This is a genomic window from Muribaculum gordoncarteri (assembly GCF_004803695.1).
GTDB classification, from domain to species: Bacteria; Bacteroidota; Bacteroidia; order Bacteroidales; family Muribaculaceae; genus Muribaculum; species Muribaculum gordoncarteri.
The window spans coordinates 2,390,622-2,401,193 of the sequence record NZ_CP039393.1 but is presented as its reverse complement, the minus strand read 5'-3'; the positions used below and the strand labels follow the sequence as shown (position 1 = coordinate 2,401,193).

General features: G+C 49.1%; 9 protein-coding genes and 1 pseudogene. 3 read left to right on the top strand and 7 right to left on the bottom strand.

Features of this window, described 5'->3' with window-relative positions:
- Positions 1–164 precede the first annotated feature (164 nt).
- From E7746_RS10665 to E7746_RS10655, 3 genes and pseudogenes are all read left to right on the top strand, one after another.
- Positions 165–824, top strand: a pseudogene (locus E7746_RS10665) (succinate dehydrogenase cytochrome b subunit); the annotation flags it as partial.
- 362 nt (positions 825–1,186) lie between these two features.
- On the top strand, positions 1,187–3,133 hold the full coding sequence (locus tag E7746_RS10660; RefSeq protein ID WP_123395807.1) for a fumarate reductase/succinate dehydrogenase flavoprotein subunit: 1,947 nt from the start codon (positions 1,187–1,189) through the stop codon (positions 3,131–3,133).
- A 31-nt stretch (positions 3,134–3,164) separates the two neighbouring features.
- Positions 3,165–3,914 carry a succinate dehydrogenase/fumarate reductase iron-sulfur subunit gene (locus E7746_RS10655; RefSeq protein ID WP_135946792.1) on the top strand — a complete coding sequence of 250 codons (750 nt, stop codon included), beginning with the start codon at positions 3,165–3,167 and terminating at the stop codon, positions 3,912–3,914.
- A 189-nt stretch (positions 3,915–4,103) separates the two neighbouring features.
- Here E7746_RS10655 and E7746_RS10650 read toward each other — a convergent pair whose 3' ends face one another.
- The 7 genes from E7746_RS10650 to E7746_RS10620 all read right to left on the bottom strand — a co-directional run bounded on the left by E7746_RS10650 (position 4,104) and on the right by E7746_RS10620 (position 10,489).
- The gene (locus E7746_RS10650; protein ID WP_123395682.1) at positions 4,104–6,134 is read right to left on the bottom strand and encodes a transketolase family protein; all 2,031 of its coding nucleotides are present in this window, start codon (positions 6,132–6,134) and stop codon (positions 4,104–4,106) included.
- A gap of 52 nt (positions 6,135–6,186) precedes the next feature.
- Positions 6,187–7,602 carry an MFS transporter gene (locus E7746_RS10645; protein ID WP_136410767.1) on the bottom strand — a complete coding sequence of 472 codons (1,416 nt, stop codon included), beginning with the start codon at positions 7,600–7,602 and terminating at the stop codon, positions 6,187–6,189.
- Between the two features lie 129 nt (positions 7,603–7,731).
- Entirely contained in the window at positions 7,732–8,403 is a 672-nt protein-coding gene (locus tag E7746_RS10640) for a YggS family pyridoxal phosphate-dependent enzyme (protein WP_136411342.1), read from the bottom strand.
- A 22-nt stretch (positions 8,404–8,425) separates the two neighbouring features.
- Positions 8,426–8,878 carry a DUF4494 domain-containing protein gene (locus E7746_RS10635; protein WP_136410766.1) on the bottom strand — a complete coding sequence of 151 codons (453 nt, stop codon included), beginning with the start codon at positions 8,876–8,878 and terminating at the stop codon, positions 8,426–8,428.
- A 518-nt stretch (positions 8,879–9,396) separates the two neighbouring features.
- Positions 9,397–9,720 (bottom strand): HipA N-terminal domain-containing protein, encoded by a 324-nt coding sequence (locus E7746_RS10630; RefSeq protein ID WP_136410765.1) that lies wholly within the window; start codon positions 9,718–9,720, stop codon positions 9,397–9,399.
- Entirely contained in the window at positions 9,720–9,926 is a 207-nt protein-coding gene (locus tag E7746_RS10625; RefSeq protein ID WP_123395688.1) for a helix-turn-helix domain-containing protein, read from the bottom strand. Before E7746_RS10625 ends, E7746_RS10630 begins: the two co-directional genes overlap by 1 nt.
- 257 nt (positions 9,927–10,183) lie before the next feature.
- Positions 10,184–10,489 (bottom strand): helix-turn-helix domain-containing protein, encoded by a 306-nt coding sequence (locus tag E7746_RS10620; RefSeq protein WP_370640282.1) that lies wholly within the window; start codon positions 10,487–10,489, stop codon positions 10,184–10,186.
- Positions 10,490–10,572 lie beyond the last annotated feature (83 nt).

Sequence of the window (10,572 nt, the reverse complement as noted above, 5' to 3'; positions counted from 1 at the left end):
ATATTTTCGATGTCACGGTATCAAAAAGACACATTTAATAATGAATTTTTTCTTTAATATTTGTAGCAGCGCATAAATTATCTTAATTTTGCATAGTAATCGATAGCTTTTAAGTAACTTACAATAATCAATTAATTTTCTAATTTTCTAATTTCAAAACTACTATGTGGTTAACAAGCTCATCTATAGGAAGGAAGCTCGTCATGGCTATCACCGGAGCGTGCCTCGTCCTATTTGTAACGTTTCACTGCTTGATGAACGCAGTAGCCATTGTCTGGCCGGCATCTTACAATGTAATATGTGAGTTGCTTGGCGCCAACTGGTATGCACTTGCTGCCTCGGCCGGTCTTGCGCTTCTCTTCATCATACACATTATTTATGCAGTGTGGTTGACACTTCAAAACCGTAAGGCTCGCGGTAACGACCGCTATGCTGTAACCGCCAAGCCCAAGAGCGTAGAATGGTCTTCGCAGAACATGCTCGTGCTCGGTATCGTTGTACTTGCATTCCTTGTTGTGCATCTCATCCAGTTCTGGGCCAAGATGCAGCTTCAGGAAATTCGCGGTGTGGAAGGCACACTTCCTCCGTCGATGGGTACGCTGTTCATCCAGGAGGCTTTCTCCATGGTTTACACTCCGATCGTCTACATCATCGGCTTCATCGCATTGTGGTTCCACATGAACCATGGTTTCTGGTCGATGTTCCAGTCATGCGGTTGGGACAATGACACCTGGCTTCCTCGCCTCAAGAAGATTTCTTGCTGGTGGACAACAATCGTTATTGCCCTCTTCATTGCTCAGGCAGTAGTGTTCACCGTAAACGCTCACAACGATTTCTACAAGACTGACGATGCACTCCGCAGCCAGTATGTAGGCGTTATCGGCAAGATGGTAGGTCTTCCCGTTGACCGCGTTTCAACCGAGCAGCTCCCGATGGTTATCGAGCAGAACCTAAATGTGCTCAGCGATCCTCAGTTTGCCGCTCAGCTCAGCGATCCTCAGGTTCAGATGCAGACCGGTCTTACTCCCGAAGGACATCAGGAATTGCTGTCGAAGTATCAGCATGCCAAGGCGTTCCTCGACTACTTCATGATTGACAATGAAGCAGCTCCTGCCGCTCAACCGATTGAAGAACAACCCGAAAACTAATTAGCGATATGGAAAATACTAAAGAAAACGTTAAAGTGATGAATCCGGCCGATTCTAAAATCCCGGAAGGTCCTATCGCTGAGAAATGGACCAACTACAAGGCTCATCAAAAACTCGTGAACCCCGCCAACAAGCGTCGCCTCGACATCATCGTCGTAGGTACCGGTCTTGCCGGAGCTTCGGCTGCCTCTTCGCTTGCCGAAATGGGATTCAACGTATTGAATTTCTGCATTCAGGATTCTCCCCGTCGTGCTCACTCAATTGCAGCGCAGGGTGGTATAAACGCAGCAAAGAACTATCAGAACGACGGTGACTCGGTGTATCGTCTATTCTATGATACTGTAAAGGGTGGTGACTACCGTGCACGCGAGGCCAACGTTTATCGTCTTGCCGAGGTGTCAAACAACATCATCGACCAGTGTGTGGCTCAGGGCGTACCTTTCGCACGTGAATACGGCGGCTTGCTTGCCAACCGTTCATTCGGCGGTGCCCAGGTGTCACGTACATTCTATGCCAAGGGCCAGACCGGTCAGCAGCTCCTTCTCGGTGCCTACTCTTCGCTTAACCGTCAGATTCAGCTCGGCAAGGTGAAGAGCTACAACCGTTACGAGATGCACGACGTGGTTATGATCGACGGCCGTGCCCGCGGTATTATCGCCAAGAATCTTGTAACAGGTAAGTTTGAGCGTTTTGCTGCTCACGCAGTGGTTATCGCCACCGGCGGTTACGGTAACGCTTACTTCCTTTCGACCAACGCAATGGGATGTAACTGTAGCGCTGCTATGGCATGCTACCGCAAGGGCGCATACTTCGCAAACCCCGCCTACGTTCAGATTCACCCCACATGTATTCCCGTACACGGCGACAAGCAGTCAAAGCTGACCCTCATGTCGGAGTCGCTTCGTAACGACGGCCGCATCTGGGTTCCCAAGAAACTTGAGGATGCTCAGAAGCTTCAGGCAGGTGAGATTCGCGGTTCGCAGATTCCCGAAGAGGATCGCGACTACTATCTCGAGCGCCGCTATCCGGCATTCGGTAACCTCGTACCCCGTGACGTTGCATCGCGTGCCGCCAAGGAACGCTGCGACAAGGGCTTCGGTGTCAACAACACCGGTCTTGCCGTGTTCCTCGATTTCAGCGACGCCATCAACCGTCTTGGCAAGGATGCAGTGGCACAGCGCTACGGCAACCTCTTCGACATGTATGAGGAGATCACCGATGTATCGCCTTACGACGAACCGATGATGATATTCCCCGCTATCCACTATACAATGGGTGGTATCTGGGTTGACTATGAGTTGCAGACTTCGTTGAAGGGCTTGTTTGCCATCGGCGAATGTAACTTCTCGGATCACGGTGCCAACCGTCTTGGTGCTTCGGCTCTTATGCAGGGTCTTGCCGACGGTTATTTCGTGCTTCCCTACACAATCCAGAACTATCTGTCGGATCAGATTACAGTTCCCCGCTTCTCAACCGACACCAAGGAATTTGACGAAGCCGAGGCCAAGTGTATCGCCGCTCAGGAGAAGCTCCTCAAGACCAACGGAAAGCGTTCGGTCGACTCTATCCACAAGGAACTCGGACACGTTATGTGGGAGTATGTCGGAATGGCACGTAACGAAGAGGGCTTGAAGATTGCTCTTCAGCGCCTGAAAGAAATACGTAAGGAATTTGAAACCAACCTTTATGTGCCCGGTACTGCCGAAGGCATGAATGTTGAGCTCGACAAGGCATTCCGCCTGAACGACTTCATCACCATGGGTGAGCTCATCGCTTATGACGCTCTTAACCGTAACGAAAGCTGCGGCGGTCACTTCCGTGAAGAGTATCAGACTGAAGAGGGCGAGGCCAAGCGTGACGACGCCAACTACTTCTACGTTTCATGCTGGGATTACCAGGGAAGCGACGAAAAGGCGCCCGAACTCATCAAGGAGCCCCTGCACTATGAGGCTATCAAGGTTCAGACACGTAACTATAAGTCATAAAATTTCACACAACATTAGAAAGTAAACTCAAATGGCAAATATAACTGTTAATCTTAAGATTTGGCGTCAAGCCGGGCCAAAGGCTAAGGGTGAATTCAAGACTTATACAGTCGAGACCGATACCGACACCTCTTTCCTTGAAACTCTTGACATCCTTAACGAGCAGCTCGTTGAGAATCATGAAGAGCCCGTAGTCTTCGACCACGACTGCCGCGAGGGTATCTGCGGTATGTGCTCACTCTATATCAACGGACATCCCCACGGACCCGCTACCGGAGCTACAACATGCCAGCTCTATATGCGCCGCTTCCACGATGGTGAAACAATCACCGTAGAGCCCTGGCGTTCGGCTGCATTCCCCGTTATAAAGGACCTCATGGTCGACCGTAATGCATTTGACAAGATTCAGCAGGCCGGCGGTTATGTATCGTTCAACTGTGGCGGCGCTCAGGATGCCAACAGCCTTCCTATCGCCAAGACTGCAGCTGACGCTGCTATGGACTCGGCTACCTGTATAGGTTGCGGTGCCTGTGTGGCTGCTTGTAAGAACGGATCGGCAATGCTCTTCGTTTCGGCTAAGGTAAGCCAGTTTGCTCTTCTTCCCCAGGGTCAGGTTGAGCGTGCCCGTCGCGCTCGTGCAATGGTTAAGAAGATGGATGAGCTTGGATTCGGTAACTGTACCAACACAGGTGCTTGTGCCGCTGAATGTCCCAAGTGCATCTCGCTGAGCAACATCGCTCGTCTTAACCGCGAGTTCATCAAGGCTAAGATCAAGGAATAATAATTCCCTTATCCAATACTTAAAAAGGATTCAATTCCCTTAGTGGGGATTGAATCCTTTTCTTTTAGTGGTGTATACGGTTCATAATCGGTTCTCGCAAGAACCTACGTTTGGGCGATGATATAAATAGAACAGGGGATGCCTTTACGGGCATCCCCTGCTTATTTTAATCAAGATTGTCGATGCAAATTATTTTGCAAGATAGGCTTTAACCTGAGCAAGAACTGCGGGAGCGGTGAAGCCGAACTTCTCATCAAGTACCTTGTAGGGTGCCGATGCTCCGAAGTGGTCAAGACCGAATACTTCGCCGTTGCGACCTACTACGCCGCGAAGGGTAGAGGGAAGACCGGCGGTAAGACCGAATACCTTGCCGTTGGCGGGAATAACGCTGTCGCGGTAATCCTGAGGCTGTACTTCAAACAGGCCGATTGAGGGAACTGACACAACGCGTGCAGTTACGCCTTCGGCGCCGAGAAGCTTGGCAACCTCTACGAGAAGTGATACTTCTGAACCGTTGGCAACGAGGGTTACATCGGGGTTGGCTGCGTCTACTACCACATAACCGCCCTTTTCAGCGCCGAGTGCTTCGTTGTAGCGGTCGCCGCTTGCTGCGGGCAGGTCGGGGATGTCCTGACGGCTGAGGATGAGGGCGGTAGGAGTCTTGGTGTTCTCCATGGCCATCTTCCAGCAAACCGATGTTTCAGCAGCGTCACCGGGACGGAGAACGAGCATGCTGGGTTCGCCTTTGAAGTTGCGGAGCTCTTCCATGAGGCGTATCTGGGCTTCCTGCTCAACGGGTTCGTGAGTCGGGCCGTCCTCGCCTACGCGGAATGCGTCGTGTGTCCAGATGTACTTAACGGGAAGTTCCATAAGGGCTGCCATACGCACTGCGGGCTTCATGTAGTCGGAGAATACGAAGAATGTACCGCAAGCTGCGATGCAACCTCCGTGGAGTGCTATACCGTTCATGATGGCTGCCATTGTAAGCTCGGCAACACCTGCCTGAAGGAATGCGCCGCTGAAGTCGCCGTGAGTGAGGGCGTGGGTGTTCTTGAGGAATCCGTCGGTCTTGTCAGAGTTGGCAAGGTCGGCTGAAGCTACAATCATGTTGCCAACCTTCTTTGCGAGCTCGCCGAGTACATCGGCCGATGCCTGACGGGTTGCGATGTTGGGCTTGTGGGCGATAGCCTTCCAGTCGATTTCGGGAAGCTTGCCTGCAATGTAGCTGTCAAGAAGAGCAGCCTGCTCGGGATTGGCTGCACGCCAAGCCTTCTCCTCTTCGTGACGGAGCTTCACTGTTGCGCGAAGCACTTCGGCACGGTCGGCATAGAGCTTCTTGGTGTCTTCCCAGATGTGCCAGGGATCCTTGGGATCGGCTCCGAGGTGCTCCATGGTCTTTTCGTAGGATGCACCTGACTTGCTCAAGGGGTTACCGTGGGTTGAGCACTTGCCTTCGTAAGACTCGCCTTCGGCGGTGACTGCGCCGCGACCCATAACGGTCTTGCCTATGATTATTGTAGGACGATGCTTCTCCTCGATGGCGGTTTCGAGAGCTCCTGCCATTGCAAGGGGATCGGTACCGTCAACTTCGATTACGTTCCAGTTCCAAGCGCGATACTTGGCGGCGGTGTCTTCGGCAGTAACGGCCTTAACCTCGGTAGAGAGCTGGATGTCGTTGCTGTCGTAGAACATGATGAGGTTGTTCAGTCCGAGATATCCTGCAAGACGGCCTGCGCCCTGTGAAATCTCTTCCTGGATACCACCGTCGGAGATGAATGCGTAAGTCTTATGGGCAATCCAGTCGCCGAAACGAGCCTGGAGGAAGCGCTCGGCAATTGCGCTACCTACTGCCATTACATGACCTTGTCCGAGGGGGCCTGAGGTGTTTTCAACGCCACGTTCGGGATGAACTTCGGGGTGACCGGGAGTTACGCTTCCCCACTGGCGGAATTCCTTAAGCTCGTCAACGGTGTACTTGCCGGTAAGGGCGAGCACTGCATATAGCATTGATGACATGTGACCGGGATCGAGGAAGAAGCGGTCACGTGCAATCCAGGTGGGATTGTCAGGATCGGTTACTAAGAAAGAAGAGTAGAGCACGTTGACAAAGTCGGCACCGCCCATAGCACCTCCGGGGTGGCCTGACTTAGCCTTTTCCACCATTGAAGCTGCAAGGACACGGATATTGTCGGCTGCGCGATTTAAAACGTTTTTGTCCATAAGGTTAATTAAGTTTAGGTTGTTATATTAGGATTAATAATGTTTATTTACATTATACGAGTTCTTCTTTAAGCTCCTCCTCGATGTCGACGGGAATGTCGGTGTTGACATTCTTGCAACCTACGAGGCCGTAGATGAGAAGATAGCCGAGGCATGCCACGATGAGCCAGTAGCTTGTCATGTAACCGGCTTCCTTGGCTATGAATTGCTGAACGAGAGGCAGTACGCCACCGCCTACAACCATCATCATGAAGATGCCCGATGCCTGAGCGGTGTATTTGCCAAGGCCTTCAACTGCAAGGTTGAAGATGCCGCCCCACATTACCGATGTGCAGAGTCCGCACAATACGAGGAGATAGGCGCTTACGGGTACCGAAGCTATTTCGCCGGCAGGGCCGCTGTAGATGAATGAGGGCACGCTAACGGTGATGCTCTTGGGAAGGCATATAGCTGCGATGACGAGGCATATACCTACTGCCGACACGGTGATGAGCTGAATGCGGGTCGATATCTTGCCGCTGATGGCTCCACTGAGGCTTCGGCCTACGAGCATGAGCAGCCAGTAGATTGCTACAATGGCTCCGGCGATTGTCGATGCGTCACCTATCACGCCTGCTCCCGATGCCTTCTGGTCGGCAAGGTAGAAGTTGAGGGTGCCGGGGATGCCGATTTCGATACCTACGTAGATGAATATACCGATTACACCAAGTACGGTGTGACGGAAGTTCCAGGGGCTGTGGCTGTATTTTACTTTCTTGGCGCCCGACTTGGCAAGGTTGGGTTCGGGTATGCTTACGAATGAGATTACGATGAATGCTGCAACGAATACGCCGATTGCGATGAACAACAGGGGAGCAACGGCCTGCATTGTGGTTGACTTGGAGAGCTGGCCGATGAGTGCGCCTACGAAGAGGGGAGTAAGAGTTCCCGAGAGTGAGTTGAGCGCACCGCCTGTCTGGAGAAGCTGGTTGCCTTTGTTACCGCCGCCACCGAGAAGGTTGAGCATGGGGTTTACAACAGTGTTGAGCATGCACACGCAGAAACCGCAGATGAATGCTCCGAGCAGATATACGAAGAAGTTCAAGCGAACTACAAATTCCTTGGTTACCATTTGTCCGCCTTCATCGATGCTTGATGTCATTGAGAAGAGGGCGGTGTCGGTACCGATCACTCCTGAAAGATATTGAACGAAAAGACCGATTACGCCCACTGCCATGGCCCACAGTGCGGTCTTTTTATAATCGATTTTAACGAGAAGGTTTCCTGCCGGGATACCCATGAAGAGGTAGGCGAGGAAGTTCATCATGTTGCCCATCATTCCGAGCACGCTGTTACCTTCAAATTCATTTCCCCATATAGTGCCGATTGGGGCAGCAAGATTTGTGACGAAAGATATCATTGCGAATATGAAGAACATTGCAATGATTGCGATTAATCGTCCGTTCGATTTAGATTGAGTTGTTTCCATTGTTTGTTATGAACAGGTGGTTATTTGATGATTAATTTAAGATATCAGTATAATCGCGTAAATTTAACTAAAAAATTTCAGCCGACATTGCAATGATGCTATAAAACATAATGCAAATCGGCTGAATTACTAATATTCTCTCTCTCCAAATATTGTTGTCCCTATTCTGACCATGTTGCTGCCACATTCCACGGCTGTTTCATAGTCGTGGCTCATGCCCATGCTTATGATGTTGAAATCACTGTCGTCAGCGAAATATTTCCCTTTTAGCGCGTCGAAAGCCGATTTTATGGCCATGAAATCCTGTCGTATTCTGTTTTCGTCGTCGACATTCGAGGCCATGCCCATGACGCCTCTTACCTTTACCATGTTGAGCCGGTCGAGCAACCCGGTGCCGAGCAGCGCGTCGATTTCATCGAGTGTGAATCCGAATTTGGTTTCTTCCAAGGCCACGTGAAGCTGAAGGAGCACATCAACCTGACGGGATGTGTCGCATGCTGCATTGTTGATCTTAATAAGCAGTCGCTCCGAGTCGACACTTTGAATCATCTTCACGTAGGGTACTACGGTTGACACCTTGTTGGTCTGCAGGTGGCCTATGAAGTGCCACTCTATGTCATCGGGCAGTGAACGTGCTTTTTCGACCAGTTCATTGGCACGACTTTCGCCGAATACTCGGTGACCACCTTCGTAAGCCTCCATTATGGCTTCCTTGGGGTGGAATTTTGACACAGCTACCAGCTCCACGTTTCCGGGGAGATTGGCTTTGATGTCGTGTATGCGTTGCGCTATGTCGTTCATGGCGAGCCGAGGAGTGATTTTGTTATGCTTCAGCAGGTGAGGTCGATGACAGCTTGGCCTTGTAAACATCCATTATAGTGGTTTCGGCGATGGATGCTATCTCGAAGTCGGCCATTGTGCCTTTCATGCCTTCCATGAAGTTGTCGAGTGCGCCTTTGAAGTCGGATGCGGCCACGAGTATGTGGGATGTGGTTTTCTTTTCTACCGCACTTTTTTCATCGATGGTGATGAAGTTTACTTTTACGTGATACCACTTGTCGGCTGAGTCGTCCCAGAATATTTCCGATATGTTGGTGCGCTTTACAGCCGATACTGAAAAGTCGCCTGAAATGAACGGGGTTACTTCCTCGATTATGCGTGCTTCGGCTTCGGTAAAGCTGAGAGCGTCAACCATGTAAGGCTCGTTGACCTTCTTTTGCATACCGTTTTCCATCAATTTATCGTAGCGCACTTTACATTCAAACCATTGTGCCATTTTTTCTGTTCAGTTTAATTATTAAATGAAATTGTAATTGTAATACAAAGTTACGAAAAAAAGTCAATCACACTATAGAGCCGGTACGACAATAAATGTTAATGGCAGGGCGGTCAATTGTTAAGTGATTTTCTTTAGCTATTGAGGGAGCGATGGGGTTCCATCGTGACCGAAAGAGATGAGGAAAATCGCCAACGAGTGGCCGAGGCGAAGGTAACTTCCGCCGGCAATGCTTAAACTTTATTTTCATGGAGTCAATTCTTAATGAACCATAATATTTCCGCTCAATCAATGCCCGCCTGGAGGTAACTTTTCAATCGTGTGCGATATATCAGTCGATATGTGCGTTTTAGCTCATCCGACAGGAACGAGGCATTTAGTTATTACTTCATTTGATGCAAGAGAAGTATAGGGGAGCACGTGGCTTACCGGAAGTCCTGATGTGAGCCTTTTCAACGCTGTTTGAGAATAGGTTGAATAACCCGGAATGAGAAGTGAGGGGCAGTGATTTATTTCCATCATTTAATGGGCTTTATGGTAATGGCTCCCGGAGTGTCGTATTGTGCAGTTGCCAACAATAGTCCGAAATTATCGTTTTCGTCAATTTTAAGGAATCGGGACTGAATGCGACGATTGCTTCCTTCCGATAACATGTTGGAGAAGAACGGAAACAGGTGAGTGGAACGATGCTCTTGCCGAGTAAGCGGAAGCGTCAGGCTTACCGGTGGATTTGAACGGTTTTGATAGTATGTGTTATCATACCGGAATATGTAATCATTGCGATTATTTTCAACGATTACTCCGGCCAATACATTGTTTATATATACGTTTGCCATTCTCATTATTGATTCATAGTTTTAATGGTTATTTTTATTTCAAGGCCGAGGGTGTCAAGTACTTTTAGCAGGACTTTCAAGGTCGGATTTCCCTCGTCACGTTCTATTTTCGTCAAGGTGTTTATGCCTACTTCCGCAATGTCGGCAAGCTGCTCTTGGGTTATGTTGAGCATTTTGCGGCGTTGTTTTATTCGTTCTCCTATGGATTCCATTTTCACAATATATTGTGGTTTTTGCAAATATACGAAAAAATATTTGATAAATAGAGCTAAAATCACAATATGTTGTGATTTTGTTGTTGAGTCCTCTGCGAGATAAAAAAATAAGCCTCGGCATAGCCGGGGCTTATGATAAGTTTGTCGTCTGACGGAAACAAAGCTACTCCCACTCTATAATGCGGATGTGTTGATGCTCAGCATTATATGTTATCCTCGTCATTGACGGGGTGCTGTTTTGATCGAATCTTTGTTTATTTTAAAACCGAAACAAACGTTGGGATAAATTGGATACCAAGCACGGCAGCTATGCGAAAGAAACTCGATAATTGTATGTCGGTTTTGCCTTGTTCTACTCGTGCGATATAACTTTGCTCACGGTCAATTTTGTCAGCTATCTGCTTCTGGGTCATTTTCAATTCTTTACGGCGTTCACGAATCATATTGCCATAGAACCACGCGATAGATTCCTCGTTGAACTGTTCTCGCGAAAGAGAACCCAATTCGCCGTATTTTTCATCGAGCATCTTATTTGCAGTAGGGAGCGTGGCTAATTTCATGTCGCAAATATAACTAATTAGTAATAATCAGACAAATATTATAGAGTAAATGTTCAGCTGTTTTTTATGATTTTATGGCGTTT

Excerpts from the sequence above, each read along its gene's own strand:
- E7746_RS10660 (WP_123395807.1), top strand. The coding sequence starts at position 1,187 with ATGAATCCGGCCGATTCTAAAATCCCGGAAGGTCCTATCGCTGAGAAA.
- E7746_RS10655 (WP_135946792.1), top strand. The coding sequence starts at position 3,165 with ATGGCAAATATAACTGTTAATCTTAAGATTTGGCGTCAAGCCGGGCCA.
- E7746_RS10650 (WP_123395682.1), bottom strand. The coding sequence starts at position 6,134 with ATGGACAAAAACGTTTTAAATCGCGCAGCCGACAATATCCGTGTCCTT.
- E7746_RS10645 (WP_136410767.1), bottom strand. The coding sequence starts at position 7,602 with ATGGAAACAACTCAATCTAAATCGAACGGACGATTAATCGCAATCATT.
- E7746_RS10640 (WP_136411342.1), bottom strand. The coding sequence starts at position 8,403 with ATGAACGACATAGCGCAACGCATACACGACATCAAAGCCAATCTCCCC.
- E7746_RS10635 (WP_136410766.1), bottom strand. The coding sequence starts at position 8,878 with ATGGCACAATGGTTTGAATGTAAAGTGCGCTACGATAAATTGATGGAA.
- E7746_RS10630 (WP_136410765.1), bottom strand. The coding sequence starts at position 9,720 with ATGAGAATGGCAAACGTATATATAAACAATGTATTGGCCGGAGTAATC.
- E7746_RS10625 (WP_123395688.1), bottom strand. The coding sequence starts at position 9,926 with ATGGAATCCATAGGAGAACGAATAAAACAACGCCGCAAAATGCTCAAC.
- E7746_RS10620 (WP_370640282.1), bottom strand. The coding sequence starts at position 10,489 with ATGAAATTAGCCACGCTCCCTACTGCAAATAAGATGCTCGATGAAAAA.